The organism is Metabacillus sp. 113a (genome assembly GCF_050107635.1).
Lineage (GTDB): Bacteria > Bacillota > Bacilli > Bacillales > Bacillaceae > Metabacillus_B.
Genome location: NZ_JBNILJ010000010.1, coordinates 39,082 through 64,867, shown reverse-complemented (window position 1 = coordinate 64,867; position 25,786 = coordinate 39,082). Strand labels below are relative to the sequence as shown.

At 45.7% G+C, this 25,786-nt stretch carries 28 protein-coding genes; 23 read left to right on the top strand and 5 right to left on the bottom strand.

Annotated elements, in window-relative coordinates:
* Positions 1 to 16 precede the first annotated feature (16 nt).
* The 4 genes from mtnN to ACQCVE_RS14080 all read left to right on the top strand — a co-directional run bounded on the left by mtnN (position 17) and on the right by ACQCVE_RS14080 (position 3,104).
* Positions 17 to 712, top strand: a complete 696-nt coding sequence (gene mtnN, locus ACQCVE_RS14095; RefSeq protein ID WP_426846495.1) for a 5'-methylthioadenosine/S-adenosylhomocysteine nucleosidase — start codon at positions 17 to 19, stop codon at positions 710 to 712.
* 28 nt (positions 713 to 740) lie between these two features.
* Positions 741 to 1,664 carry a PLP-dependent cysteine synthase family protein gene (locus ACQCVE_RS14090; protein ID WP_426863183.1) on the top strand — a complete coding sequence of 308 codons (924 nt, stop codon included), beginning with the start codon at positions 741 to 743 and terminating at the stop codon, positions 1,662 to 1,664.
* A 2-nt stretch (positions 1,665 to 1,666) separates the two neighbouring features.
* Entirely contained in the window at positions 1,667 to 2,800 is a 1,134-nt protein-coding gene (locus tag ACQCVE_RS14085; RefSeq protein ID WP_426863182.1) for a bifunctional cystathionine gamma-lyase/homocysteine desulfhydrase, read from the top strand.
* Positions 2,801 to 2,882: 82 nt separating this feature from the next.
* Positions 2,883 to 3,104: a YrhC family protein gene (locus ACQCVE_RS14080; RefSeq protein ID WP_426863181.1), complete on the top strand. Its 222-nt coding sequence runs from the start codon at positions 2,883 to 2,885 to the stop codon at positions 3,102 to 3,104.
* An 862-nt stretch (positions 3,105 to 3,966) separates the two neighbouring features.
* Here the strand turns inward: ACQCVE_RS14080 and sigK are convergent.
* Complete coding sequence (gene sigK, locus ACQCVE_RS14075; RefSeq protein WP_426863180.1) at positions 3,967 to 4,692, bottom strand: RNA polymerase sporulation sigma factor SigK; 726 nt, start codon at positions 4,690 to 4,692, stop codon at positions 3,967 to 3,969.
* 179 nt (positions 4,693 to 4,871) lie between these two features.
* Between sigK and ACQCVE_RS14070 the strand changes: the two genes are divergently transcribed.
* Positions 4,872 to 5,597 (top strand): SGNH/GDSL hydrolase family protein, encoded by a 726-nt coding sequence (locus ACQCVE_RS14070; protein WP_426863179.1) that lies wholly within the window; start codon positions 4,872 to 4,874, stop codon positions 5,595 to 5,597.
* Positions 5,598 to 6,014: 417 nt separating this feature from the next.
* On the opposite strand, the gene ACQCVE_RS14065 is transcribed toward ACQCVE_RS14070, so the two are convergent.
* Positions 6,015 to 6,152, bottom strand: coding sequence for a sporulation histidine kinase inhibitor Sda (locus ACQCVE_RS14065; RefSeq protein WP_426863208.1), 138 nt, complete (start codon positions 6,150 to 6,152; stop codon positions 6,015 to 6,017).
* 366 nt (positions 6,153 to 6,518) lie between these two features.
* On the opposite strand from ACQCVE_RS14065, the gene ACQCVE_RS14060 reads away from it, so the two are divergent.
* From ACQCVE_RS14060 to ACQCVE_RS14025, 8 genes are all read left to right on the top strand, one after another.
* The gene (locus tag ACQCVE_RS14060; RefSeq protein WP_426846509.1) at positions 6,519 to 7,040 is read left to right on the top strand and encodes a YqeG family HAD IIIA-type phosphatase; all 522 of its coding nucleotides are present in this window, start codon (positions 6,519 to 6,521) and stop codon (positions 7,038 to 7,040) included.
* The gene (gene yqeH / locus ACQCVE_RS14055) at positions 7,022 to 8,140 is read left to right on the top strand and encodes a ribosome biogenesis GTPase YqeH (RefSeq protein ID WP_426863178.1); all 1,119 of its coding nucleotides are present in this window, start codon (positions 7,022 to 7,024) and stop codon (positions 8,138 to 8,140) included. The genes ACQCVE_RS14060 and yqeH overlap by 19 nt, the downstream gene beginning before the upstream one ends.
* A 16-nt stretch (positions 8,141 to 8,156) precedes the next feature.
* Positions 8,157 to 9,005 carry a shikimate dehydrogenase gene (aroE, locus tag ACQCVE_RS14050; protein WP_426863177.1) on the top strand — a complete coding sequence of 283 codons (849 nt, stop codon included), beginning with the start codon at positions 8,157 to 8,159 and terminating at the stop codon, positions 9,003 to 9,005.
* Positions 8,999 to 9,292, top strand: a complete 294-nt coding sequence (yhbY, locus tag ACQCVE_RS14045) for a ribosome assembly RNA-binding protein YhbY (RefSeq protein ID WP_426846515.1) — start codon at positions 8,999 to 9,001, stop codon at positions 9,290 to 9,292. Before aroE ends, yhbY begins: the two co-directional genes overlap by 7 nt.
* Positions 9,293 to 9,471: 179 nt before the next feature.
* Positions 9,472 to 10,041 carry a nicotinate-nucleotide adenylyltransferase gene (locus ACQCVE_RS14040; RefSeq protein ID WP_426863176.1) on the top strand — a complete coding sequence of 190 codons (570 nt, stop codon included), beginning with the start codon at positions 9,472 to 9,474 and terminating at the stop codon, positions 10,039 to 10,041.
* Complete coding sequence (gene yqeK, locus ACQCVE_RS14035) at positions 10,031 to 10,612, top strand: bis(5'-nucleosyl)-tetraphosphatase (symmetrical) YqeK (protein ID WP_426846519.1); 582 nt, start codon at positions 10,031 to 10,033, stop codon at positions 10,610 to 10,612. The genes ACQCVE_RS14040 and yqeK overlap by 11 nt, the downstream gene beginning before the upstream one ends.
* Positions 10,609 to 10,965, top strand: a complete 357-nt coding sequence (gene rsfS / locus ACQCVE_RS14030) for a ribosome silencing factor (protein ID WP_426846521.1) — start codon at positions 10,609 to 10,611, stop codon at positions 10,963 to 10,965. Before yqeK ends, rsfS begins: the two co-directional genes overlap by 4 nt.
* Positions 10,962 to 11,714 carry a class I SAM-dependent DNA methyltransferase gene (locus ACQCVE_RS14025; RefSeq protein ID WP_426863175.1) on the top strand — a complete coding sequence of 251 codons (753 nt, stop codon included), beginning with the start codon at positions 10,962 to 10,964 and terminating at the stop codon, positions 11,712 to 11,714. Before rsfS ends, ACQCVE_RS14025 begins: the two co-directional genes overlap by 4 nt.
* Positions 11,715 to 11,887: 173 nt before the next feature.
* On the opposite strand, the gene comER is transcribed toward ACQCVE_RS14025, so the two are convergent.
* Positions 11,888 to 12,715 carry a late competence protein ComER gene (gene comER / locus ACQCVE_RS14020; RefSeq protein WP_426863174.1) on the bottom strand — a complete coding sequence of 276 codons (828 nt, stop codon included), beginning with the start codon at positions 12,713 to 12,715 and terminating at the stop codon, positions 11,888 to 11,890.
* An 89-nt stretch (positions 12,716 to 12,804) separates the two neighbouring features.
* Between comER and ACQCVE_RS14015 the strand changes: the two genes are divergently transcribed.
* From ACQCVE_RS14015 to ACQCVE_RS14005, 3 genes are all read left to right on the top strand, one after another.
* Positions 12,805 to 13,446 (top strand): helix-hairpin-helix domain-containing protein, encoded by a 642-nt coding sequence (locus ACQCVE_RS14015; RefSeq protein ID WP_426863173.1) that lies wholly within the window; start codon positions 12,805 to 12,807, stop codon positions 13,444 to 13,446.
* A gap of 62 nt (positions 13,447 to 13,508) precedes the next feature.
* On the top strand, positions 13,509 to 14,072 hold the full coding sequence (locus ACQCVE_RS14010) for a ComE operon protein 2 (RefSeq protein WP_426863172.1): 564 nt from the start codon (positions 13,509 to 13,511) through the stop codon (positions 14,070 to 14,072).
* Positions 14,073 to 14,093: 21 nt separating this feature from the next.
* A complete protein-coding gene (locus ACQCVE_RS14005) occupies positions 14,094 to 16,388 on the top strand; it encodes a DNA internalization-related competence protein ComEC/Rec2 (protein WP_426863171.1) in 2,295 nt (764 codons plus the stop codon).
* A 72-nt stretch (positions 16,389 to 16,460) separates the two neighbouring features.
* Here ACQCVE_RS14005 and ACQCVE_RS14000 read toward each other — a convergent pair whose 3' ends face one another.
* Positions 16,461 to 16,595: a YqzM family protein gene (locus tag ACQCVE_RS14000; RefSeq protein ID WP_426846533.1), complete on the bottom strand. Its 135-nt coding sequence runs from the start codon at positions 16,593 to 16,595 to the stop codon at positions 16,461 to 16,463.
* Positions 16,596 to 16,924: 329 nt separating this feature from the next.
* On the opposite strand from ACQCVE_RS14000, the gene holA reads away from it, so the two are divergent.
* Entirely contained in the window at positions 16,925 to 17,962 is a 1,038-nt protein-coding gene (gene holA / locus ACQCVE_RS13995) for a DNA polymerase III subunit delta (protein ID WP_426863170.1), read from the top strand.
* Positions 17,963 to 18,030: 68 nt separating this feature from the next.
* Here holA and rpsT read toward each other — a convergent pair whose 3' ends face one another.
* Entirely contained in the window at positions 18,031 to 18,297 is a 267-nt protein-coding gene (rpsT, locus tag ACQCVE_RS13990; RefSeq protein WP_426846537.1) for a 30S ribosomal protein S20, read from the bottom strand.
* Positions 18,298 to 18,500: 203 nt separating this feature from the next.
* Between rpsT and gpr the strand changes: the two genes are divergently transcribed.
* The 6 genes from gpr to hrcA all read left to right on the top strand — a co-directional run bounded on the left by gpr (position 18,501) and on the right by hrcA (position 25,755).
* On the top strand, positions 18,501 to 19,637 hold the full coding sequence (gene gpr / locus ACQCVE_RS13985; RefSeq protein WP_426863169.1) for a GPR endopeptidase: 1,137 nt from the start codon (positions 18,501 to 18,503) through the stop codon (positions 19,635 to 19,637).
* Positions 19,638 to 19,705: 68 nt separating this feature from the next.
* Entirely contained in the window at positions 19,706 to 20,905 is a 1,200-nt protein-coding gene (locus ACQCVE_RS13980; protein WP_426846541.1) for a stage II sporulation protein P, read from the top strand.
* A 19-nt stretch (positions 20,906 to 20,924) separates the two neighbouring features.
* A complete protein-coding gene (locus ACQCVE_RS13975; protein WP_426863168.1) occupies positions 20,925 to 21,260 on the top strand; it encodes a DUF3679 domain-containing protein in 336 nt (111 codons plus the stop codon).
* A 332-nt stretch (positions 21,261 to 21,592) separates the two neighbouring features.
* Positions 21,593 to 23,419, top strand: coding sequence for a translation elongation factor 4 (lepA, locus tag ACQCVE_RS13970; protein WP_426863207.1), 1,827 nt, complete (start codon positions 21,593 to 21,595; stop codon positions 23,417 to 23,419).
* A 56-nt stretch (positions 23,420 to 23,475) separates the two neighbouring features.
* Positions 23,476 to 24,618 (top strand): radical SAM family heme chaperone HemW, encoded by a 1,143-nt coding sequence (gene hemW / locus ACQCVE_RS13965; protein ID WP_426863167.1) that lies wholly within the window; start codon positions 23,476 to 23,478, stop codon positions 24,616 to 24,618.
* Between the two features lie 105 nt (positions 24,619 to 24,723).
* Positions 24,724 to 25,755 carry a heat-inducible transcriptional repressor HrcA gene (gene hrcA / locus ACQCVE_RS13960; RefSeq protein WP_426863166.1) on the top strand — a complete coding sequence of 344 codons (1,032 nt, stop codon included), beginning with the start codon at positions 24,724 to 24,726 and terminating at the stop codon, positions 25,753 to 25,755.
* Positions 25,756 to 25,786: the final 31 nt, after the last annotated feature.

Genomic DNA, 25,786 nt, shown 5'->3' with positions numbered 1-25,786 from the left:
AAAGAGGGTTGTTCTAATGAAAATCGCTATTATCGGAGCAATGGAAGAAGAAGTGACGATACTGAGAGAAAAATTGGAAGGCAGAAGCAGCGAAATGATTGCCGGAAGTGAATTTACCCAGGGTGTGTACGAAGGAAAAGAGATTGTCCTGCTGAAATCCGGAATCGGCAAAGTTAACGCCGCCATGAGTACATCCATATTGCTTGACCGCTTTAAACCGGATTATGTCATCAATACCGGTTCAGCCGGAGGTTTCCATCATTCTTTGAATGTAGGAGATGTGGTTGTTTCGGCGGAAGTGAGGCACCATGATGTGGATGTAACGGCATTTGGGTATGAATACGGCCAGGTTCCAGGTCTTCCCCCTGCCTATCTCCCTGACCAGCGCCTATTGGAAATTGCGGAAGAGCAGGCAAAAAACATCGAAGGCATTCAGGCCGTAACAGGGATGATTGCTACGGGAGACTCATTTATGAATGATCCTGAACGGGTTGAGTACATCCGGACAAAATTTGATAATCTGTACGCGGTTGAAATGGAAGCAGCTGCGATTGCTCAAGTATGCCACCAGTTTCAAGTTCCATTTGTCATCATCCGGGCATTATCTGATATTGCAGGGAAAGAATCAGATGTATCGTTTGATCAGTTCCTGGAAAAAGCAGGCCTGCATTCTGCAGAGCATGTGCTGAGGATTGTCCGTCATTTAAATTAATTAGCTTCCGACAGAGAAGGTGCATGGAATGAAAGTTATTAAAGGAATTCATGAATTAATCGGGTCTACTCCCCTTATGGAAATTCAGCATTTTCCTCTTCCTAAAGGTACACGTCTTTTTGCGAAGCTCGAGTTTTGCAATCCCGGCGGCAGCATTAAGGACCGGCTCGGGAAAGAACTGATTGAGGAAGCCCTTCGGACAGGAAAGGTGCAGAAGGGCGGGACCATTGTAGAACCTACTGCGGGGAATACAGGAATCGGCCTGGCCCTTGCTGCCCTGAATAAAGATTTGCAGGCGGTGTTTTGTATTCCTGAAAAATTCAGTATGGAAAAACAGGAAATCATGAAGGCGCTCGGCGCCAGGATTGTGCATACTCCCACGGCAGACGGAATGAAAGGCGCCATCAAAAAAGCCCAGGAGCTCCTAGAGGAGATTCCCGGTTCCTATTGTCCGCAGCAGTTTGCCAACCCTGCGAATCCGCTTGCTTATTACAAGACGCTCGGACCGGAAATCTGGGAGCAGCTTGACGGGAAGGTGGATCTGTTTGTGGCAGGCGCAGGAACAGGCGGAACCTTTATGGGAACGGCTGAATATTTAAAGGAACAAAATCCTGAATTAAAAGCGTGTATTGTCGAACCCGAGGGCTCTATATTGAACGGAGGGGAATCGGGTCCCCATAAAACAGAGGGCATCGGGATGGAGTTTTTGCCGGAATATATGAATCCCGATTATTTCGATGCCATCCATACAGTATCTGACGAAGACGCCTTCCGAAGAGTGAAAGAACTCGCAAAGCGGGAGGGGCTTCTTGTCGGAAGCTCTTCGGGAGCGGCTTTTCACGCGGCCCTTCTAGAAGCTGAGAAAGCAAAAGAGGGAAGTATAATCGTTACAGTCTTCGCAGACAGCAGCGAACGCTACTTGAGCAAGAAAATTTACGAAGGGGGTATCTGAATATGAAGAAACTTACGAAGATGATTCACGGCGGGATTACGGGCGATGTCCAGACAGGAGCTGTGAATGTTCCGGTTTATCAGGTAAGCACGTATAAGCAGGACCGTGTAGGCGAGCATAAAGGCTTTGAATATTCCCGTACGGGGAACCCCACCAGACATGCTCTCGAGGAATTGATTAAGGATCTGGAAGAGGGACATGCCGGATTTGCATTCGGTTCCGGTATGGCGGCAATCTCAGCTGTCATGATGCTGTTCAGCAGCGGAGACCACGTCATTATGACGGATGATGTTTACGGCGGAACGTACCGTGTCATGACAAAGGTTTTGAACCGTCTTGGGATTGAATCTACCTTTGTGGATACAAGTAAACTTGAAAACATAACTGACGCCATCCAATCCAATACGAAGGCTCTTTATTTAGAAACGCCTACAAACCCTCTGCTGAAAATTACAGACATTGAGGCTTCTGCGAGGCTCGCTAAAGAAAAGGGTCTGCTTACCATCGTGGATAACACCTTCAGCACGCCTTACTGGCAGATGCCGCTTACTCAAGGGGCAGATATCGTCCTTCACAGTGCCACGAAGTATATAGGGGGGCACAGCGATGTCGTAGCGGGTCTTGTCGCGGTAAACACCCAGGAGCTTGCAGATGAGCTTCACTTCGTTCAAAACTCTACAGGGGGCGTGCTGGGGCCTCAGGATTCCTGGCTTTTGATCCGGGGAGTGAAAACGCTCGGTTTAAGGATGGAAGCCCATGAGAAAAATACAAAGCAGATTGTACAGTTCTTGAAAGAACACCCTGCTGTCTCCACAATTTATTATCCCGGTCTTGAGGATCACCCGAATCACGATATCGCCAAGAGACAGGCGAATGGATTCGGCGGAATGGTCTCTTTTGATGTAGGGAGCGGGGAAAAAGCAGACGAGGTGCTCAGCAGACTGAAATACTTTACCCTTGCAGAAAGTCTCGGAGCTGTTGAAAGCCTGATCTCGGTACCTGCCAGAATGACGCATGCTTCGATTCCTGCTGACAGAAGAAAAGAGCTCGGCATCACAGACGGGCTGATCAGAATTTCTGTAGGAATTGAAGACGCAGAGGATTTGATTGCCGATTTAAAGCAGGCTCTTTCCTGATTTCCTGATATTACAAGTCAAATAGATTGTCAGACTATGTTATCCTAGTATTTGTAAAAACATTTTCCGGCAGGTGATTGGCTTGAAAAAACAGTGGGAGAACTTAGTGAATGATTTCAAAAATTATGCTTTTGTCCTCTTAGCATTAGGGACATTTTTCTATATTGGTGTGTTCGTTGCTTCCAGTCAGACAGCCGAGCAGTATGCGATGATGGGCACATCAGGCGTTATGCTTGCTGGAGCGATGGTTTGCTTTAAAATCTCATTAGCTTATAAAAAGAAGCTTCAAGAAGAAACTGATTAGCCTGCAGATTGACTCTGCAGGTTTTATTATGCTTGGCAGCAAAAAGTACAAACGCTGAGTTATTTTAAACTTTAGCCATGGCTCTACATAGTAAGAACTCATTCTAGTGATTTCTCTTTCTTGTCCAAAGCCTGCAGATGCATCAATCGCCTGAACTTCCGCCTTGATATTTACGGAGATAGAGCGTTTAACATTGAAGACCCTTTGCGCACATAGTTCATTTTTTTTCAAAAAAGTTTGAATTTAGAGTTCACAAAAGTTGGTTTTGTGGATATAATTACCATGTACTTATAAAATGAATGAAAGGAGACCGGTTAAAATGATGTATACAGAGATGACCAAACAGCAACTGAATAGGAAGTTCAAATCGATTTGGCCGGTATCCAGCTAACGTATTTCTTTTTTTGTGCATTTATTAGACAATACGCCGCAGGTTGAGCGATTTGCTTACTTGCGGCGTTTTATAGTATCTGTAAAAGCGCCCGGGGTATCTTCCTGCGGCGTTTTTTATGATAATTCAAATCTTGTGCTGCTGAAGAACCACCGGTGAGGGTCTCTTTTTCAGGATATCAGGCTAAGGAGCTTTGATTGAAAGGAGGTGATTTTTATGACCATTCATTTATTATTCTTGAACATAACGTTCCATAGAAATGTGAAAACAAGAGAAAAAACCAATTATGATCAGTAGGTGAAGATCATCATGGAAAGTGTGAAAAACAGGCAGCTGATGCTGTAGGAAAAAGGAAACCATATACGAAAGGAGCGGATTGTAATGATAAAAGAAATGACGAACTACCTCACTGTGGAGATAGACAGCGGCTAGCTGAAAAAAGATAAGGAGAGAGGGAAGCACCCTTTCTCCTTATCTTTTCTTTTTTTTATTGTTCTTTTCTTTTTCGGCACGGTAAAATTCATGAAACATTTTCATAAGTGCCCTCTTTTCGATCCGGGAAACATAGCTTCTTGAGATACCTAGTTCTTTAGCGATTTCGCGCTGTGTTTTTTCTTTTTGAAGGTCGAGGCCGAATCTCCCGACGATGACTTCCTTCTCCCGCTCATCCAATACATCAATAAACTGTTTGACTTTCTCGAGCTCCATATTCAGCTGGATCGTATCGATGACATCCTCGCTTTCCGATTTGAGAACATCGATAAGGGAAATTTCATTGCCCTCTTTATCCTGGCCGATCGGATCATGAAGGGAGACGTCCTTTTTCGTTTTTTTTAAGGCTCTGAGATGCATCAGAATTTCATTTTCGATGCACCTTGCGGCATAGGTGGCAAGCTTTGTTCCCTTTCCCTGGGAATAGCTTTCAATCGCCTTAATAAGCCCGATTGTTCCGATGGAGATCAAGTCTTCTGCATCCTCTCCGGTGTTCTCGAACTTTTTGACGATATGAGCGACAAGCCTTAGATTATGTTCAATAAGAAGGTTTCTTGCATGCTCATCGCCCTCTGCCATTAATTGCAGGTATTTCTTTTCATCGCTGGCGGACAAAGGCTGCGGAAAAGCGTTGTTTTTCACATAGCTTACAAGAAAAACCATTTCCCTTAACACGTAGGCCAGAGCTGTAAATAATCCGGACAAATAAGCACCCCCGCGGTCGTTATGTAGGCAATCGCCTATTAGTTATGTTTATGTAGCGGGAAGCCTGCCCGTGTCTGTTTACGTGCATAAAGTTCAGAAAGTGGGGAACCCCGCCTGCAGCAGTTGAAACACGGGAAGTTCTATATTATAGTTTGGTATAGCTTACGGAGGTGCCAGAGTTGAAGAAAGTTTTCATGATGATCAGTCTCCTGTTCGCCGCCGGATGCGGTGCAGGAAACAATGAATACAATGCGGTCGCGTTTGGAGACAGCAATACAGAGGGAGCCAATTACCCTGTAAGGGATTATCCGGAAAACGAAAAATGGGTAAATCTGCTTGCCTTGGCTCAGCAGGGTACAGCCAATATTTACAATGCGGGGATTGGCGGAGAAACAACAGAAGACGGAAGGAAACGGTTCAAAAAAGATGTGCTGAACCGGAACCCTGAAACGGTGTTTATCATGTTCGGGACGAACGATGCTGTTGTTCTCCCAAATGGAAAGCCGCGTGTGTCAAAGCAGCGGTTTGAGCAGAATCTGCTGTATTTTGTAAATGAAATTAAAAAGCACGGAGGCCAGCCTGTGCTTATGACGTGCCTGCCAATCGCAGAGGGCAACGGAACGGACAAGCTGTATTACTCCCGCTACGATAAAATTTATTATGATGCCGGAAAAGGTGCCCGCAACTGGCACAACTCCTACAACGATATTGTAAGAGAAATAGCCGGCAGAGAGAAAGTCCCGCTTATCGATCATTGGCGCAATATGGTGAGAGAGGCAGGCGGAGATACAGATAAAGCCCTCATTGCCTCGGGCATGATCGACCCCTCAGGTAATCATATGACGCCTAAAGGGGCCAGAGTGCTGTATGAAGCCATAATGGACAGCGGATTATTAAAGAAATAGACAAATTCCTAAAAGAATGGGACACATGCCTATACCCAGTGATATGTACATACATACTATGCTGTTAAGAATGGTGAAGGAGGTCTTTCGGATGTCTGCAGGCTACTATCCGTGCAGTCCCGGATGCGGTCCGCTGCCGTACCCGTATCCTTATATCCCCCCCTGTGCGGGTTATGGTTTCTGGTATGCTGTTTTGATTGTGGCATTTATTCTGCTTTTGATTTTCGGAGCTTACTATTGGTATTATGGCGGTTTTTACAGCTAAAGCACCTCTTGTGAAGGGGTGTTTTTTTCTGTGCATGCAAGCCGGGTAGAGGAATAGGGTGCGGGCATGGTATAATAGCTTGCATTCATGATTTGAGAGGCTGGCCGATTGGGTATGGCAATAATAAAAGAAAAGCGCTAAGCTCTTGATGCTCAGGAGTTCCTTAAAAAGTGAGCAAGAGACCGGCGCTTGATTTCTGATTCGATTAAAAAGATAAAATCGTTGCTTAATTTTAATTCAGTCGCTTTATAATACGATTCAATCAGCAGTTCATCCGATAATTTACGCATACTGGAAGGCCAAATAATTGGCACGTCACCTCCTGAAAAAACTGGTCTATCCCGGTCCTTTTCTGAATAAGATGGCAGGTTGGGTTTATTTGATTTTAATCTAACATGTTTTGGAAAAAGGAACAATCGTTCTGTTATCCACAGGGAAAAGTGGATAACCTGTTAACAGTTTGTTTATAAACTAGAATGTTTTTCGAGAAAACAGGCTGTTTGTTGTGTATAGAGTTATCCACAGGCGGAAGATTCAGCCGGATTTTGTCGAAAAGTTTTCTTCCGGGTTGTTAAGATGCAGTATTTTTTTGAAAGATGTGCCGAAATTCGGTAAGATGGAGACTGGCAAAATTTGATTACAGAGGTGTGAGCCCCTTGCTAAAACTGTTTTTACCAGGTGAATTTGTAAAAAGCATATTCGAGATTAACCCATACAAGCTTAAGGAAAAAAATATAAAAGGGATCATCACGGATTTAGACAATACGCTCGTAGAGTGGGACAGACCGAGTGCGACTCCAAAGCTGATTGAATGGTTTAAAGAGATGAATGACTGCGGAATTAAAGTAACAATCGTTTCCAATAACGTTGAAAAGCGGGTAAAAGAGTTCTCGGATCCCCTTGAGATCCCTTTTATCTATAAAGCGAGAAAGCCAATGGGACGGGCATTCCGCAAAGCCATTCATGATATGCAGCTGAAAAAGGAGGAAGTGGTCGTTATCGGTGACCAGCTTCTGACAGATGTACTGGGGGGAAACCGAAACGGGTTTCACACCATTCTCGTTGTTCCCGTTGCTTCCACAGATGGGGCGGTGACAAAGTTTAACAGGAAAATAGAGAGAAGAATTATGGATACATTAAAGAAAAAGGGTATGATTCAATGGGAGGAAAAGCAGTGAATGAAGAAATTGTGTGTGTAGGCTGCGGAGCCGTAATCCAGACGGAAAATCCGGAAGAAATCGGGTATACGCCTTCGAGTGCGCTGTTAAGAGATCCTATTATTTGCCAGCGCTGCTTCCGTCTGAAAAACTATAATGAAATTCAGGATGTGTCGTTAACCGATGCTGATTTTCTTAAAATTCTTCACGGGGTAGGGGAAACGGATTCGCTGATTGTTAAAATCGTAGATATCTTTGATTTCAGCGGCAGCTGGATCAGCGGTATTCAGAGGTTCGCCGGCAATAACCCGATTCTCCTGGTGGCCAATAAAGCGGATATCCTTCCAAAATCGGTTAAGAAGGAAAAGCTGATTCATTGGATGAAGCGCGAGGCGAAAGAAAATGGGCTTAAGCCTGTTGATATCTTTCTCGTGAGTTCTTCCCGCGGGCAGGGTGTCCGGGAGGTGATGGAAGCCATTGATCATTACCGGGAAGGCAAAGATGTGTATGTAGTGGGATGTACCAATGTAGGGAAATCAACATTCATTAACCGGATCATAAAAGAGGTAGCGGGTGAAAAAGATTTGATTACGACCTCTCATTACCCGGGGACTACCCTTGATTTAATTGAAATTCCGCTTGATGATGGATCTGCTCTCTACGATACACCCGGTATTATCAACCATCACCAGATGGCTCACTATGTAAACAGGGATGATTTGAAGCTGCTGTCTCCTAAAAAAGAAATTAAGCCGAAAGTGTTTCAGCTGAATGAAGAACAAACGCTGTTTTTCGGGGGACTGGCACGCTTTGATTTCCTGCATGGCGGGAGAAGCACGTTTACCTGCTATATTCCGAATGAGCTTTATATTCACCGGACAAAACTAGAGCAGGCGGACCACCTTTATGAAACGCACAGAGGGGAACTTCTGTCTCCTCCGCGGCCGGAACAGCTCGATGATTTTCCGGAACTTGTCCCGCATACATTTACGGTTAAAGAAGAGAAAACGGATATCGTCTTTTCGGGGCTGGGCTGGATTACAGTTAATGAACCAAATAAAAAGGTTACCGCATATGCCCCTAAAGGTGTTTATGTAGGGCTCAGGAGCTCGCTGATTTAAGGAGGGGGACCTTTCCATGACAGCAGACGTATATGGAATCATCGGATGTCCTGTAGGCCATTCCATGTCTCCTGAAATTCATAACCTGGCGTTTCAGGATCTTCTCATCGATGCCGTTTATCATAGGTTTCACGTGGAAAAAAGGGACTTGGAAGCCGCGGTTAAAGGAATTAGAGCGCTTGGCATTAAAGGTGTGAATGTGACCATTCCGCATAAAGAAGACGTCATCCCCTTTCTTGACGCTATTGACGAAACAGCTGCCAGAATGGGAGCCGTTAACACCATCGTGAATGAAGATGGAAGGTTAAAAGGATACAATACGGATGGACAAGGGTATGTAGAATCTATCCTGCCGTATTTGGATAAGGAGCTATCCGAAATATCCTGTCTGATCATAGGAGCCGGAGGAGCGGCCAGGGGAATATACTCAGCTATGGCCCATGCTGAGACCGGAAGGGTAGATTTAGCGAACAGGACCAGTTCCAGAGCGTATGCGATTCTGGAAAGCTGCAGCGCCCCTGTTTCGAGCAAGGTAATCACTCTTAATCAGGCCCAGTGCTCACTTGCTGATTATGATTTAATCATTCAGACGACGTCTATTGGCATGTCACCGAAGGAACAAGCAAAACCGATCTCTTTAGCTGGCATTGTTCCTGGGACAATTGTGAGCGACATTATTTATAATCCCGTAAAAACCGCGTTTTTACAAGAAGCTGAAAAACATGGATGCCGCATCGTTTCCGGTGTGGGCATGTTTATTTATCAAGCTGCGCTATCATTCCGCCATTGGACAGGGAAAATGCCTGATGTAAAGGCAATGGAGGCTGTAGTGCTGCAAAAACTAGGAGGCAGCAAGATATGCTAACAGGTAAACAAAAACGCTTCTTGCGTTCAGAAGCACACCATTTAAACCCGATTTTCCAAGTTGGAAAGGCCGGCGTAAATGAGAATATGATTAAGCAGATTGAGGAAGCACTTGAAGTAAGGGAACTGATCAAAGTAAGCATACTTCAAAACTGTGAAGAGGATAAGGACACGGTAGCAGAAAAACTGTCCAAGGGTGCCCGTGCGGAGCTTGTTCAGGTGATCGGTCATACGATTGTCCTGTATAAGGAATCAAGGGAGAATAAGCAAATTAAGCTGCCGAACTGATCTGGACAATCCTCCATACCGCAGTTTTCCCCATACTAGATGGAACCGCGATCCGGCAGCCATGCATGATCGCTGCACCACCGGGACTTTCGCTCAGCATTTCCGTCCGTCTATTCTTTTCCCGGAGCTTTAAACGAGGATCGCACGTGCGGTAACGGAGAGACAAAGGGGATTTTCACATGAAAGAAATTGGTATATTAGGAGGGACCTTTGACCCGCCTCATTATGGACATCTTTTAATGGCGAACGAGGTGAAAGCGGCACTCTCATTGGATGAGATCTGGTTTATGCCTAACAGCCTGCCGCCGCACAAGCAAGATGAAGACCACTCCAGTCCGGCTCACCGCTATGAAATGCTTAGACTTGCGATTAGCGGGGAGGAAGGATTCAAGATAGAACCGATTGAGCTGGAGCGCTCCGGCCCTTCTTATACATACGATACGATTGTGCTGTTGAAGGAAAAGTATCCGGAACACCGGTTTTCCTTTATTATTGGTGCGGATATGATCGAGTACCTTCCCCGCTGGAATCGGGTGGAGGAATTATTGTCCCTTGTCCGGTTTATCGGAGTCGGGCGGCCCGGCTATTCTTCAGAAGGAGAATACGGCATAGTTATTGTGGATGTTCCGCAATTTGATGTGTCATCCACATTGATCAGACAGCGTCTCGAAAACGGGGAAACGACCAACTTTTTGCTTCCGGAAAAAATAACGAGGTATATTAAGGGGAAGGGACTGTATGGAACGTAAGCAGGCTTTAGAACTGGTAAAAAAACAGCTGACCGACCATCGGTACCAGCATACTTTGGGAGTAATGGAAACAGCTATAGAACTTGCCGGAAAGTATGGAGCGGATATTAAAAAAGCAGAGACCGCAGCCATCTTCCATGATTATGCGAAATTCAGACAAAAAGAGGAAATGAAACAGATTATTCTTGCGCAAAATATGAAGCAGGATTTGCTTATTCACAATACGGAGCTGTGGCACGCGCCGGCAGGGGCATACCTGGTCCGGACAGAAGCGGGAATTGAAGATCCTGAAATATTGGATGCGATCAAGTATCATACCTCCGGCAAAGCAGGTATGAGCCTGCTTGAAAAAGTGATTTATGTAGCGGACTACATTGAACCCGGGAGAAGGTTTCCAGGTGTGGAAGAAGCGAGAGAAGCTGCGGAAAGAAGCCTCGAGGAAGCGATGATGCTTTCTCTGCAGAACACGATAACGTTTTTGCTTAAGAAAAATCAGGCTGTTTATCCGATGACAATCGAAGCCTATAATGACTTAGTATTTTCTAAACGGGAGGAATCCATTAAAGAATGAATGAAAAAGATATATTAAAACTCGCTGCTGCTGCTGCAGATGATAAACGGGCAGAGGATATGACGGCCCTTCGCATGAAAGGCCTATCACTCATTGCAGATTATTTTTTGATCTGCCACGGAAATTCTGACAAACAAGTACAGGCAATCGCCCGTGAAATCAAAGACCAAGCTGATATAAATGGCATTCATGTTAAACGGATGGAAGGCTATGATGAAGCACGCTGGATTTTGATTGACCTCGGTGATGTTGTCGCCCATGTATTCCATAGAGATGAGCGAATTTACTACAATCTTGAAAAATTATGGGGAGACGCGCCGTCAGAGGATTTGGCCAAACTTCTTGAAGCATGATTTATACCGGATTTGCCGGAATCTATGACCATCTGATGAAGGATGTTCCCTACCGAGATTGGGCGGATTTGCTCGACCGCCTGATGAAAGAGCATGGAAACGGCGGCAAGAAAATTATGGATATGGCATGCGGTACCGGAGAAATTACTGTTTTGCTTGCGCAAAAAGGCTACATGGCAGCCGGTGCTGACATTAGTGAGGACATGCTAGCTGTCGCTATCCAAAAGGCTGAGGCGAATAAAGTAGAGATTCCTTTTTTTAATCAGGATATGAGGGAAATGGAAGGGCATCACCAGTCCTATGATGCTGTGATGATGAATTGCGATTCCCTGAATTATCTGCTTGAGGAAGAGGACGTCCGGCAAACGCTGCATTCTGCGGCGGCCATGCTCCATGCCGGAGGCCTCCTGCTCTTCGATGTTCATTCCCTTTACAAGATGGAACACATTCTGCAAGGTGCTACGTTCGCAGACGCAGGAGAAGATGTAAGCTTTATCTGGAATTGCTTTGAAGGAGATCACCCTTATTCTGCAGACCATGAACTTAGTTTTTTTATCAAGGATCCGGATGGCCGCTACAGCCGAATCGACGAGTTTCATCAGCAGCGGGCGTATGCGCCGGAACAATTGCTTTCCTGGCTTGAAGCTGAAGGCTTTGAAGTGCTTGAGCATTTTTCTGATTTTACCCCGGGTACGCTTTTGGAAAAATCTGAACGGCAGTTTTATGCCGCCAAAAAGAACCGGGTATAGTTCACCCAATCGCCTAAAATGATGAGGAAAACCCAAGAGTGCCCGCTATAAGTGGGGTTCCTGGGTTTTTTCTTTCGTCTTATGAAGGCATGGAAGGACGGAAAAAAACGCAAATACGAAATAAAAAAATCTGTCTGCTCTTGAAGGAATCTATCGAAACGCATCGAATCATATTAGTGATGGCTCCTGAATTGATCCCCGATAAGCGAAAGATCCTCATCGAACTTCTCATGTGTTTTCTGAAACAAATGCTCAAACACATCTCCAAGCTCCTTCTCAAGGATATTAATTCCTTCACCTGTTACTCCGCCCTTTACACACACTTTCTTTTGCAGTGCCGGAAGCGTATAATGTCCGGTTTCAATTAGTTTCCCCATCCCGGTAATCATCCCGGAAGCAAGCTGTTCTGCCATTTCTTTGCTAATGTCGGTTTCCTTTACTGCAGCATCAGTAAAACGCTGAATCAGGTAGCTGAAAAATGCAGGACCGCAGCTCACGATATCGGATGCTGCCCGTGTTACCGTTTCTTCGATCAGGACAGGCTCGGAAATGGATTCAAAAAGCGTTATGATGGTTTTTCTCCATTCATCCGAACAGGCTGCTCCAAAGGTAACAAGCGAGACCCCGCTAAGCGCCCGGTTGGTGATGCTCGGAATGACTCTTGCTGTCTGGCAGGGAGAGATGGTTTCAAGCAGACTGGCGGATACTGGACTCGTAATCGAGACTAAGCAGTGGTTTTCCGTGAGGTGCGGTTCCAGCTGTGTGACCAGTGGATAGAGATCAAGCGGCTTAACACAAAGAAAAATAAGGGAACAGGCCTTTACAATTTCCTCGCTGCTCTCCGCAACCTTGATGCCGGGAATAGCAGACTGTATAGGATAAGCTTTTTCCAATGTCCGATTGGTGATAAGTATGGACGGGGGTTTGATCGCTCCGGATTCAGCGAAAGCTTCGATTAAAATTCTTCCCATGTTGCCCGTGCCGATAAAGCCGACATTCAATGCCTTCCCCTCCTTCACTTCCCTATTCTCCTACACAGTATGAAAATCAATTTGTATTTATTCCTAAAACTGTTTACATGAGGTGATGTATGAATTGGCTGCATAAATATAAAATTCCGTTATTAGGAGGCGCTTTAATTTTGCTGATCGCAGGATTCATTTACCTAAATGGACTTCCGCAGAAGGAAGCCCTGCCTGTTCAGGAAAACATGGAAAATCTTGAACCTCCGGAAGCGCAGGAAACAAAGGAGCCGGACGGGGGTTTAAGGGTATCGCCAGATGATCAGCGTACTCCGTTCATTGTAGATATTAAGGGAGCTGTAAAAGAGCCGGGAGTTTATGAATTTTGGGATGGAGCAAGGGTGAAGGATGCTGTAGACCGGGCGGGAGGGCTGCTGGAGACCGCAGATGGAAAACAAATTAATCTGGCGGGGCTGCTCATAGATGGAACGGCTGTCTATATCCCGGCAGAAGGAGAGGACCCTGAGAGCCTGCCGGCACCGCCGGGCAGCTCAGGAGCACCCGGTCAGACAGAGCCTGTGATTGATTTAAACAAAGCGACCCTTGAAGATCTTCAGACGCTTCCTGGAATCGGGCCGTCGAAAGCTGAAGCCATTCTTAGCTACAGGGAAGAAAAGGGGGCTTTCAAAACAAAGGACGAATTAAAAGAGGTGTCTGGAATCGGTGATAAAACGTTTGAAAAGCTGCAGGATTCTATCCTGGTAAATTAACCTTTGACGGGAGATTTTAAACCTGTCTAAAATGGGAGAAGGAAAAGAGCGGAGGGATACTTTTGAATCGCATATCATGGGATCAATATTTTATGGCGCAAAGCCATTTGCTGGCTTTGAGGAGCACGTGCACACGTCTTGCAGTCGGTGCAACCATCGTAAGGGAAAAGAGAATGATTGCAGGCGGCTATAACGGTTCGATTACTGGCGGAGACCACTGCATAGATACCGGCTGCTATATCATTGAAGGCCACTGTGTCAGAACCATTCATGCAGAAATGAATGCGATTCTGCAATGCGCGAAATTCGGTGTGCCAACTGAAGGAGCAGAGATTTATGTGACTCACTTTCCCTGTCTGCAATGCTGCAAAGCCATTATTCAGGCTGGGATTCGTTCCGTTTTTTACTCTGCGGATTACAAAAATCATCTCTATGCTGTAGAACTTTTTCAGCAAGCCGGGGTCAAAGTGAGGCAGGTGGAGCACAAGCAGCCGGATTACAGCCGTAATGGTGAGAAGGATGAATTGCTTGCCGACCTTTTGAACAGGCTGAAAGAGCTCGCAGATGATGAATCCGAAATGAGCGAGCTGACAAAAAGAGCAGACAGGCTGATGTCAGGGACATGAACATAACTGGAGGGGCCGGATTTGAACTATGTATTATGCGCGGCCGCTTCTGCAATTGCGATCCTTTCTTCCAAGTATTCAGCAGAATGGGCAGGCTTTTTAGCTGTTTCGGCAGGAAGCCTGCTTCATTTTCTGAAAAAAAGGGAGATGGCAGCTATATGGGCGCTTGCCGTTTTTTTTCTATTTCTCTATCTGTCCTCTTATCATGAAAGCCACTCAAACAGCATGCTGAAAGAAGGGGGTTTTTCCGGAAGGGGAATGCTTACCGTTCATCCGGATGTGGATGGAGACAGGTTTAAATCATTCATTAAGCTTGAAAATGGTGAAACAGCTGTGCTCAGGCAGTTTATTGAAAGTGAAGAAATGAAACAAAAGCTCTTAAAAGTAAAAAGCGGCATGTCCTGCAGGACTGAAGGCAAGCTTGAGGCACCGCTGAATCCGACGATCCCAAACAGTTTTCATTATAAAGCGTATTTGGAGTCTCAAGCTATTTACTGGGTCATGACTGCCTCGGAAATTACGGATTGTAAAATGGAACCCTCCCTGGAAGCGGCTCTTCTCAGCTGGAGATCATCCGGCCTTGAGCGGATCCTGAACACGTTTCCCCCGGAATCTGCTGGGATTGCACAGGCGCTTGTTTTTGGAGAAAGGGAATGGATCAGCCAGGAGACGGAACATGCCTATCAGCGGATCGGTATTATTCATCTGCTGGCCATTTCTGGCATGCAGGTCGCCATGATTGCGTTTGCCGGACGTTACATCCTTATAAGAGCAGGTGTCAGCAGGGAAGTCTCAGCGCTGATTCTGTTTATTTTCCTTCCTGCTTATCTCATTTTAGCCGGCGGCTCACCCTCTGTTACAAGAGCCGTATTGGCAGCGGAACTGTACTTGCTTTGCGTGATTTTAAAATGGAAACTGCACCCCCTCAGTCTGCTGTCCGTCTTATTTATGATGTGGCTTGGCTTTTATCCTCTCCATTTATTCCTCACTGGTTTTCAGCTCACCTTTTTAATCAGCTTTACCATTTTGCTTTCCTTCCCCCTGTTAAACGCATGCAGAGGAAATATTCACAAGCAGAATTTTGCTCTCACAGTTCTCTCCATGATTTGTACCCTGCCCCTTATCCTCCATTCCTTCTGGGAAATTTCCCTCCTCAGTTTGCCCGTCAACTTTTTTTATGTTCCCCTTTACTCCTTTGTGATCATGCCAGCATCTCTCATTTCCTTCACCATGTCACTTCTTCAAATCCCTTTATGGAAAGAAGCCGTTTCCGCTGCGCACACAGCGATTGTTTGGACAAATCAGCTGGCTGAATTCCTTTCGGTGAAGGACCCGTTTTTGTTAAGGCCTGGAAAGCCACCTGGATGGCTGCTGGCCGGCTACTCAGGGGGAGTTCTATTCAGTCTGTGGTCTTCAGATAAAGGCTTTTGGAAACGCATAATCGCTTTGGCTGTGCTAAGCAGCTTAGGAATGGTGCATTTTATGCTTCCTTATGCCAACCCTGGGGGTGCGGTAACCTTTTTAGATGTTGGACAGGGGGATTGCATCGTGATTGAACTCCCATACCGGAAAGGGGTCTATGTCATAGATACAGGCGGGAAATTTACTTTTGAAAAGGCTGGGGAAGAGTGGAGAACGACGAGAGAAGAAGCAAAACTCGCTGAATATACCCTGCTATCTTATTTAGCTTCCCAGGGGATCAGCCGAATTGATGCGGTTTTTCTGACGCATGGTGATCATGATCATACAGGGGAATATGAAACGCTGGCGGAGGCTGTAACCATTTCAAAGCTGATAATCCCGGAAGGATTTGTGCGTGATGACTCCGATAGGAGGATCATCAATGAATCGTCCAGGCGGGGTATTTCTGTCCAAACTGTGAAGGGGGGAGAGCTCATTATGGAGGAAGGCATTCATTTTCAAGTGCTTTGGCCGCTGCAGTGGAGCGATAGCAAAAATGAAGATTCCCTCGTTTTGCGGTTCACACTTGGAGGACAGCGGTGGCTCTTAACGGGGGATTTAGAGAAAGAAGGGGAAGAGGCTATGCTTCGCGCTTACAGGGATATAGAAATAGATGTGTTAAAAGCAGGCCATCACGGAAGCAGATTTTCAACAGCACCGAATTTGCTGAACCGAACCACTCCTTCGCATGCGGTCCTGTCTGCCGGCAGGAAAAACCGGTATGGCCATCCGCACAAGGAAGTATTAGACCGCTTAAAGAAACAAAACGTAAATGTATATCGGACGGATGAACATGGGTCGATCCAATATCTCTTTAAAGGCGAAAGTGGAACCTTTAAAACGTTTCCTCCATAAGATGAAGTATAAAGCGGGGAAAGAAAAAAGAGACTGCTTTCCAGCCTCAAGGATCGGTACGGACTTTTTTTGTTAAGAAGCAGCCAGTTTAATCACTGTCGCGATGATGAAAAGGGTTGCAAAAAAGCCGAATGAAACAGCAAACCCTACTCCGGAATCAACAGCGTCATTCCGTTTGCTCTGTACATTTTTTTCAAATTCATTCATATTTACCCCTCCCGATTACTTTTCAGTATAAGCCAGACTAGAAAAAAAATCCATCCTCTCAGAAGAAGAGGCCAACCCGCTGCCTGCTTAAATACGGGCAGTGGTCATGTCCTCGGATAGAAGATGTTAACAGCCATACAATTAAAGTCAGGGTGCAAAATAATAGGAAATAAACGGTGGCATCGTTTTTCTGCAGAATGAACCCGGGACCTGCAGGAGAACGTTTATTATATATGGCAGGAGGGGTTCACCCTCCTCCGTTCTATTTTAGTTGCATCCCGTTGGCAAACTCTATACGATGAGTATAGAGTTTTTTACATAGGAGCTGGATGGATGTGCTGCAATTCTGGAAGCAACTTCGCAACGGAAACCTTTCGCCCGTCTATTTGTTGATTGGGACTGAAACCTACCTGATGGAACAATCAGTTAAGAAGCTGGTTGATGCGGCTTTGCATGAAGAAGAAAGGGATTTCAACCTTTCAGTTTATGATTTAGAAGAGACGGCTGTCGAAACGGCCGTCGAGGACGCTGAAACTCTGCCGTTCATGGGAGAAAAAAGGGTCGTCCTTCTTAAAAATCCTTCCTTCCTGACTGGCGAAAAAAAGAAGGAAAAAATCGAACATCATGTTGAAAGATTTGAACAATATGTAAAAGAGCCTGCCCCGTATACCGTCTTAATTGTTCAAGCCCCATATGAAAAATTGGATGAACGGAAAAAAATTTCAAAAACGCTCAAGAAAAACGCGGTTATCGGGGAAGCCAGAGCTTTATCAGGCCAGGAGCTTGTTCAGTGGATTCATTCCCTGGCTTCCGACGCTGGGGTGGTTATAGAGCAGGATGCAGCAGAGCATTTAGCCGCTTTGACAAATGGGAGCTTAATGCTGATGGATCAGGAGATTCAAAAGCTTTCTTCTTATACGGGGCCTGGCGGTTCAATCACGAGGTCATTGGTGGATCAGCTTACTGCAAGAACTTTGGAACAGAACATATTCGAGCTCATTCACCACGTAACGTCAAGAAAAGCGGATAAGGCGCTTGAAGTTCTTCACGATCTATTAAAAGCAAATGAAGAACCAATCAAAATACTTGCGCTTATTGCTGCACAGTTTCGCCTTTTCCTTCAGGTAAAGCAGCTTACAGCAGCAGGATATGGCCAGCCCCAAATAGCAGGAACCTTAAAGGTCCACCCGTTCAGGGTCAAGCTGGCCTCCCAGCAGGCTTCATCCTTCCGTGAAGAGGATTTAAAGCAGTACATAAATCGGATTGCTGAAGCGGATTATTCGATGAAAACCGGGAAGATGGACAAAGTTTTAATATTGGAGCTGTTCCTGATGCAGCTCTCCAGCCCGCCCGGACAAGCCCGTTAACCAAAACTGATTGTACGTAAAAAGCCGCTGGTCATAACGACCAGCGGCTTTATGCTGCAATCATTTGCTTACGCAGACAATCCGTTTACTTGTTTAGTCAAGCGGGATTTGTAGCGGGAAGCAGTATTTTTGTGGATGATTCCGCTTTGAGCAGCTTTGTCAATTCTTTTAGCAGCTTCTTGAAGAGCAGCTTTAGCATTGTCAGCTTCATTGTTCACAACTAGTGACTCAACTCTTTTCATTGCAGTACGCATTGAAGATTTAAGTGTTGCGTTGCGAGCGCGGCGCTCATCATTCGTTTTTACACGTTTAATCGCAGATTTAATATTTGGCATCCGATTCACCTCCTATAAAAAAGCAATCGAGATCTATTTAACTCGATATATTTCCAACATAGAGAACAAGAGATATTCTATCAGACACCGCGCGGTTATGCAATACCTCTGACAAGGAATTTTCGTTGATAGCAAAGTTCGCGAATGGCAGCTCCTTGAATTGGAAAAAATAAAAGCAGACATTTCCGAGGAGGGGATTAAGGATGAGTGAATCATTGGATTTAACAAAGTATACAGTCCGGACGGATCTCGCGATAGAAGCACGTGATATGGCTCTTGAGGAGCAGAAGAAAAATCAGGATCCAAAAGCTGCGGATGATCGCGGGGACGGCGAAGTAAAGGGCATCATTGTCAAGGAAAGAACGGAAGGCGATATTACACTCACTTCGGTGGAAATTAAGAAGGAAGGCGAAGAAGCGACAGGCAAAAAAGCGGGGCATTATTTAACCCTGCAAGCTGATGGGATCCGGCAGAAAGATACGGATCTTCAGCAGCAGGTGATTGAGGTGTTTGCCAGGGAATTCAGCCGGTTTATTGAAAACCTTGGAATAAAAAAGGACGCTTCATGTCTTATCGCAGGACTTGGAAACTGGAATGTAACCCCTGATGCACTCGGACCGATTACAGCAGAAAATCTGCTGGTCACCCGTCATTTATTTGAGCTTCAGCCCGAAAATGTACAGGAGGGCTATCGTCCGGTAAGTGTGATCTCCCCAGGAGTGATGGGGCTGACCGGGATCGAAACAAGCGATATTATTTTAGGGGTCGTTAATCGCATTCAGCCTGATTTTATCATTGCCATCGATGCACTGGCAGCAAGGTCGGTGGAAAGGGTCAACGCCACCATCCAAATATCAGATACAGGCATCCATCCAGGATCAGGGGTCGGCAATAAAAGAAAAGAATTAAGCATGGATACTCTGGGAATTCCCGTAATAGCGATCGGTATTCCAACGGTAGTGGATGCCGTGACGATCGCAAGCGATACCATCGATTTTATCCTTAAGCATTTTGGAAGGGAAATGACACAGGGGGACCGACCGTCAAGATCGCTCGTTCCGGCCGGCATGTCCTTCGGGGAAAAGAAAAAACTAAAGGAAGAAGACCTGCCCGGAGAAGAACACCGCCAGACTTATTTAGGGATTATAGGGACACTCCCTGAGGAAGAAAAGCGGGCGCTGATCCATGAAGTGCTGAACCCTCTCGGCCATAACCTGATGGTTACTCCAAAGGAAGTGGACGTGTTCATCAGTGATATGGCCAATGTGATTGCAAACGGCCTGAATTCTGCCCTTCACGGTCAAGTAGGACATGACAATAGGGGCACTTTCACACACTAGCATTTTGGTTCTAACTCTCGCATTTTGTCCATAGACTGTACAAGACAAAGGCGAGAGGACGGATAGGCATGAAAAGGACAGGCTCCCCTCCAATTCTGGCAATTAGCGGGACAAGTATTAAAAAACTTCTCTTTACGGCCTTTTTGGGTCTGGTACTCATTTTTGTTGTATCTGGAGTGCTGACGTCCTTAAAACCCCAGTACAGGCCTGCATCTTCCTCCCTGCATACACTGGCCGGCGGAATTGCAGGCGAGGCCTTCATTTATTTAATGAGCACGGAAAATCACTATTTTTCACAGGCTCTTCCTGAAGAAAGCGGACAGGCTGACTGGTCTTCTATGTTTTTAAAGCTTGCCGCAAGCATCAACTTAAATGACCCGCGAAGTTTACTAGGACGGGAGCTGCCGGGTTTCGCCATGTACGACAGTGAGATCATTGTAGCTGCTGAAGGTGCCAATTATAACAGCATTATCCCGTATGAATCGGCTCCCCCTCCTGAAGTTCAGCTGCAGGAAAGGGAAGCATCGATTGAACAGCTGCAAAAAGCTTCCGAGAAAACAGAGGAGACTGGAAAACCGCCTGCAGCAACAACGGGAGGACGGAAAGTAGTCTATCTGTACAACACACATAATACCGAGTCCTACCTTCCATTATTTAAGGACCCTCCTAAAGATGCAAATCAGGCTTTCCATTCATCAGCCAATGTCACACTCGTGTCGAGGATGCTGGCCGATGAACTCAAGGCCCAAGGGATCGGATCGCAGGTGGAAACAACAGATATACAAAAAATCCTGAAAGAGAAAAAATGGAACTACACAACCCAGTCCTATTCGGCTGCCAGACCTGTTGTGCAGGAAGCGATGGCTTCAGGAGAAGATCTCGAATATTTCATCGATATTCACCGGGATTCACTGGGACGTGATCGAACAACGGCCGAAATCAACAGCAAGCCATACGCTCAAATCGTTTTCGTCGTCGGAGGGAAAAATGTGAGCAGGGACAAAAATATCGAACTTGCCAAAGAGCTTCACAAGCGGTTCGAGAAAAAGTACCCCGGACTGTGTAAAGGCGTCATTCTTAAAGATAAAGGCTCAAACGGCCTGTTCAACCAGGATCTGTCCGGAAACTCACTATTATTGGAGGTTGGCGGTGTAGATAACAATATGGAAGAGCTCCGCAATACTACAAAAGCCGTAGCGGATGTGTTTAGTGAATTTTACTGGCAGGCTGAAAAGGTTCAAGGTGCAGGCGGAGCAGAAAAGAAATAACCAGACTAGAGGGATACGGATGGGTAAATTCATGATGAAATCCATAGGTGCAGCCGCTCTTCTCTTTATAGGGGTTCTGATTGGGATGCAGGCCGCAGGCAGCGGAATGAAAAGCCTTCAAGGCTACGATGATCCGGATATGAAGGGAGCATTTACGATCAAAAACAGCGGCGGGCAGGAGATGGAGGCCTCGATTCTTGGCCATTCATTATCAAGCCATGATTTAGAAAAGAAGAGATTGGAACTGGAGAAAGCGGATGCTTTCAATCCGCTCTCCGAAGCTGCAAGAGGCATCACCTCAACTGTGGAGAATCTGTTCCAAAAACTGATAAATGCCATTAAGGGCGGAAAATAATTTTCGCCGGCATGAAATATCCATGTGATCCCGGACCGCTGTAAGCACTCCGGGATTTTTACGTAATCTGAAAAGGCGGCAGCTAAGAGGAGGGAAGCAGTTCTGGTAAGAACAGACACACTGCCAGGGGAAATCTGACTGTCATGCGCCCGCCTGACGCATTAGTTTTTCCTGCCATCTCCTCTCTGCTAACCTGAAATATGGACTCCTAAAAAAACATGATTCCAAAGACCGGAAATTTCTTTCGTCAAAAGATTTGTTGAATGTTGATTTTCCAATTGATATAATCAATGCTAGCGCACTGCGCAGTTTTGTAGGAGTGATAGATGATTATGAATAATGAGGATAAATTGAAAAGACAATCTAAAATCCGTAATTTCTCGATAATTGCTCATATTGACCACGGCAAATCTACGTTAGCAGATCGGATTCTCGAAAAAACGTCTGCCATTACCCAGCGGGAAATGAAGGCTCAGCTTTTGGATTCCATGGATCTGGAGCGGGAGCGTGGAATTACGATTAAACTCAATGCTGTACAGTTAACGTATAAGGCGAAAGACGGAGAAGAATACATTTTCCATTTAATTGATACACCAGGGCACGTCGATTTTACATATGAAGTGTCCCGAAGCCTGGCTGCCTGCGAGGGTGCCGTGCTTGTCGTGGATGCCGCACAGGGGATCGAAGCCCAGACATTGGCGAACGTTTACCTTGCCCTTGATAACGATCTCGAAATTCTTCCGGTAATCAACAAAATTGACTTGCCGAGTGCAGAGCCTGAGCGTGTGCGCAAGGAAATTGAGGAAGTGATCGGGCTTGACGCATCCGAAGCGGTCCTGGCTTCAGCTAAGGCCGGCATTGGAATTGAGGAGATACTCGAACAAGTCGTTGAAAAGGTGCCGGCTCCAGCCGGAGACCCGGAAGGTCCTTTACAAGCGATGATTTTTGACTCTCTGTACGATTCCTACAGAGGAGTGGTTGCCTATATCCGAATCGCCGAAGGTACGGTCAAGGTGGGCCAAAAGATCAAAATGATGGCGACTGGAAAAGAGTTTGAAGTTCTTGAGCTTGGTGTTTTCACCCCAAAGGCGGTCATGAAGGACGAGCTGACGGTAGGGGATGTTGGTTTCCTGACGGCAGCCATTAAAAATGTCGGGGATACCCGTGTCGGGGATACAATCACAAGTGCAAAAAACGGGGCATCCGAGCCGCTGCCGGGATACAGAAGACTAAACCCGATGGTATACTGCGGGCTCTATCCAATTGATACAGCAAAATACAATGACCTGCGTGAAGCGCTCGAGAAACTGGAGCTCAATGACTCAGCCCTTCAATATGAACCTGAAACCTCTCAGGCTCTTGGATTCGGTTTCCGCTGCGGCTTCCTCGGACTGCTGCATATGGAAATCATCCAGGAGCGGATTGAACGTGAATTCAATATCGACCTGATTACGACCGCACCGAGTGTTATCTACAGTGTGTTCATGACAGACGGTGAAGAAATCATCATAGACAATCCGTCCAACATGCCTGATCCCCAAAAAATCGACAGGATTGAAGAGCCTTATGTGAAAGCAACGGTGATGGTGCCTAATGATTATGTAGGAGCCGTCATGGAGCTTTGCCAGGGGAAACGGGGAATCTTTATCGACATGCAGTACCTGGACGATATCCGGGTCAGCATCGTTTATGAAATCCCGCTGTCTGAAATTGTCTATGATTTCTTTGATCAGCTAAAATCGAGTACAAAGGGTTACGCTTCCTTTGATTATGAATTGATTGGCTATAAAACATCAAAGCTTGTGAAAATGGATATTCTTCTTAACAGCGAGACGATTGATGCGCTTTCCTTTATTGTGCACCGCGACAGTGCATATGATCGGGGAAAAGCCATTGTTGAAAAGCTGAAAGATCTTATCCCGCGCCAGCATTTTGAAGTGCCGATCCAAGCGGCAATCGGCCAAAAGGTTGTGGCGCGTTCAACGATTAAGGCGATGAGAAAGAACGTTCTCGCCAAGTGCTACGGCGGAGATATTTCCCGTAAGAGAAAGCTTCTTGAAAAGCAAAAAGAAGGGAAAAAACGCATGAAAATGGTAGGGTCCGTTGAGGTTCCTCAGGAAGCGTTTATGGCCGTTCTTAAAATGGATGACAACAAATAATCAATCAGGGATGCCGCAGATTTTCTGCGGCATCTTCCTTTAAAGGAGAGACCGGCATGGTGAAAGCAGCGTATGTGCATATTCCATTTTGCGAATACATCTGCCATTATTGCGACTTTAATAAAATATTTATACAAAATCAGCCAGTTGAGCGGTACCTCGACTATTTAGAGCGGGAAATTTCCAACGTTATGGCGAACCATGACAAGCAAAAGCTTGAAACCATTTTTATAGGCGGGGGAACCCCCACTGCATTAAATGAAAATCAGCTCAGACAGCTTATGCAGACAATAAATAAGAATCTCTTACCCCAGGGGAAAAACATTGAGTTTTCCGTGGAAGCGAATCCCGGGGACCTTTCCTATGAAAAGATGAAGCTTTTAAAAAGCTTTGGCGTTAACCGGTTCAGCATAGGGGTCCAGAGCTTTGAGGACCATCTGCTCGAAAAAATCGGCCGTGTCCACCGCAGGGAGGACGTCCTTTGCACGGTAGAGGACGCAAAAAGAGCGGGCTTTGATAATTTAAGCCTTGATCTTATGTTCGGACTGCCCGGGCAAACCGCTGAAGATTTTGAACATACATTGGACCTTGCTCTAGAGCTCGATGTGCAGCATTATTCAGCCTATTCGCTGATCATTGAACCGAAAACGGTATTTTATAATCTGATGCAAAAAGGAAAGCTTGCCCTGCCTCCGCAGGATGCAGAGGCAGGTATGTATGAGCTGTTAATGGAGCGCATGGAGCAGGCGGGCTTCCGGCAGTACGAAATCAGCAATTTTTCCCTTTCCGGTATGGAAAGCAGGCATAACCTGACATACTGGGATAATGAAGAGTATTTCGGATTTGGTGCCGGAGCGCATGGATATGTAAACGGGATGAGAGAAGTGAATGCCGGACCGCTCAAAAAATATATGTCATTGCTGGAGGAAACCGGATCTCCAATCACAGCCAGCCACCTGGTTACGGACGAGGAGAAAATGGAGGAAGAGCTTTTTCTCGGACTCCGCAAAACCGAAGGCGTCAGCAAAAAGGGGTTCAGTCAAAAATTCGGGAAACCTCTGGAAAAAGTATTCCGGTCCCCGATTGATGAGCAGAAGCGGAAAGGGCTCCTTGAAGAGGATGACCAGTGCATCCGTCTTTCTGTAAATGGAAGGCTTCTTGGAAACGAGGTTTTTCAGTCATTTATAGGTCTTGCCTGACAGCTGGAAATAAAGACATTTGAATTGACTTTTCTTTTTGGTTTTGATAATTTGTTTATAGTATTAGCACTCAACTATTACGAGTGCTAACAGAGGTGATGACAGATGCTAACCAATCGTCAATTGCTGATTCTGCAAGTAATTGTTGATGATTTCATCCAGTCAGCTCAGCCTGTCGGTTCAAGAACACTGTCCAAAAAAGAAGAGATATCCTTTAGCTCAGCTACCATCCGAAACGAAATGGCAGATCTCGAAGAATTGGGCTTTATTGAAAAACCGCACACTTCTTCAGGGCGTATTCCTTCCGAAAAAGGGTACAGGTATTACGTCGATCATCTGCTTTCTCCAAAACGGCTGGCAAGCAAGGAGGTACGGGTGATTAAATCTCTTTTTGAGGAACGGATCTTTGAACTGGAGAAAATGGTCCAAAAGTCTGCTCAGATTCTATCTGATATGACAAACTATACGACCATTGTGCTGGGGCCGAAGGTGAATGAAAATCAGCTGAAACACCTGCAAATCATCCCGATAAGTGATAATGCTGCGGTTGCCATTATGGTGACGAATACGGGTCATGTCGAAAGCAGGCCGATTTCCCTGCCTGACACAATACGGCCGGGTGATATCGAAAAGGTGGTCAATATCCTGAACGAACGCCTGGCAGGGGTTTCACTTTCTGAACTTAAGGATAAAATGTACAAGGAAGTAGCAAGCCTTTTAAAACTGCATATTGAAAACTACGGCATGTTTCTTAAATCATTTGAGGACAGCCTGCTGCCGGATGATCATCAGGAAAAGCTCTTTTTCGGCGGTAAAACGAATATGCTGAACCAGCCTGAATTCAGTGATCTTGAAAAGGTAAGAACCCTTTTAAGGATGATTGATGAAGAAAGGCTGTTCTATAAATTGCTCAGCAGCAAAGAGGCGGGACTCTCTATTTCCATTGGGAAAGAAAACGAAATATCAGCAATGGAATACTGCAGTCTCATCACAGCGGCGTACTCGATTGATGATAAAAAAATCGGCACCATTGCCATTCTTGGGCCAACAAGGATGGAATATTCCAGAGTAGTCTCTCTGCTTCAGAAGGTGGCCGGCGGATTATCAAAAGCAATGTCCAATCAGTATTACAGCTGAACACACATCGTTTTTAAAAATGAAGGATGGG

What these genes read in the sequence shown, in the direction of transcription:
- aroE (WP_426863177.1), top strand. Translation starts at nt 8,157, where the DNA reads ATGACAGCAGACGTATATGGAATCATCGGATGTCCTGTAGGCCATTCC.
- mtnN (WP_426846495.1), top strand. Translation starts at nt 17, where the DNA reads ATGAAAATCGCTATTATCGGAGCAATGGAAGAAGAAGTGACGATACTG.
- ACQCVE_RS13980 (WP_426846541.1), top strand. Translation starts at nt 19,706, where the DNA reads ATGAAAAGGACAGGCTCCCCTCCAATTCTGGCAATTAGCGGGACAAGT.
- gpr (WP_426863169.1), top strand. Translation starts at nt 18,501, where the DNA reads ATGAGTGAATCATTGGATTTAACAAAGTATACAGTCCGGACGGATCTC.
- rsfS (WP_426846521.1), top strand. Translation starts at nt 10,609, where the DNA reads ATGAATGAAAAAGATATATTAAAACTCGCTGCTGCTGCTGCAGATGAT.
- ACQCVE_RS14000 (WP_426846533.1), bottom strand. Translation starts at nt 16,595, where the DNA reads ATGAATGAATTTGAAAAAAATGTACAGAGCAAACGGAATGACGCTGTT.
- ACQCVE_RS14085 (WP_426863182.1), top strand. Translation starts at nt 1,667, where the DNA reads ATGAAGAAACTTACGAAGATGATTCACGGCGGGATTACGGGCGATGTC.
- rpsT (WP_426846537.1), bottom strand. Translation starts at nt 18,297, where the DNA reads ATGCCAAATATTAAATCTGCGATTAAACGTGTAAAAACGAATGATGAG.
- yhbY (WP_426846515.1), top strand. Translation starts at nt 8,999, where the DNA reads ATGCTAACAGGTAAACAAAAACGCTTCTTGCGTTCAGAAGCACACCAT.
- lepA (WP_426863207.1), top strand. Translation starts at nt 21,593, where the DNA reads ATGAATAATGAGGATAAATTGAAAAGACAATCTAAAATCCGTAATTTC.
- ACQCVE_RS14065 (WP_426863208.1), bottom strand. Translation starts at nt 6,152, where the DNA reads ATGCGTAAATTATCGGATGAACTGCTGATTGAATCGTATTATAAAGCG.
- ACQCVE_RS13975 (WP_426863168.1), top strand. Translation starts at nt 20,925, where the DNA reads ATGGGTAAATTCATGATGAAATCCATAGGTGCAGCCGCTCTTCTCTTT.
- holA (WP_426863170.1), top strand. Translation starts at nt 16,925, where the DNA reads ATGGATGTGCTGCAATTCTGGAAGCAACTTCGCAACGGAAACCTTTCG.
- yqeK (WP_426846519.1), top strand. Translation starts at nt 10,031, where the DNA reads ATGGAACGTAAGCAGGCTTTAGAACTGGTAAAAAAACAGCTGACCGAC.
- ACQCVE_RS14025 (WP_426863175.1), top strand. Translation starts at nt 10,962, where the DNA reads ATGATTTATACCGGATTTGCCGGAATCTATGACCATCTGATGAAGGAT.
- yqeH (WP_426863178.1), top strand. Translation starts at nt 7,022, where the DNA reads ATGGGAGGAAAAGCAGTGAATGAAGAAATTGTGTGTGTAGGCTGCGGA.
- ACQCVE_RS14040 (WP_426863176.1), top strand. Translation starts at nt 9,472, where the DNA reads ATGAAAGAAATTGGTATATTAGGAGGGACCTTTGACCCGCCTCATTAT.
- hrcA (WP_426863166.1), top strand. Translation starts at nt 24,724, where the DNA reads ATGCTAACCAATCGTCAATTGCTGATTCTGCAAGTAATTGTTGATGAT.
- hemW (WP_426863167.1), top strand. Translation starts at nt 23,476, where the DNA reads ATGGTGAAAGCAGCGTATGTGCATATTCCATTTTGCGAATACATCTGC.
- ACQCVE_RS14090 (WP_426863183.1), top strand. Translation starts at nt 741, where the DNA reads ATGAAAGTTATTAAAGGAATTCATGAATTAATCGGGTCTACTCCCCTT.
- ACQCVE_RS14015 (WP_426863173.1), top strand. Translation starts at nt 12,805, where the DNA reads ATGAATTGGCTGCATAAATATAAAATTCCGTTATTAGGAGGCGCTTTA.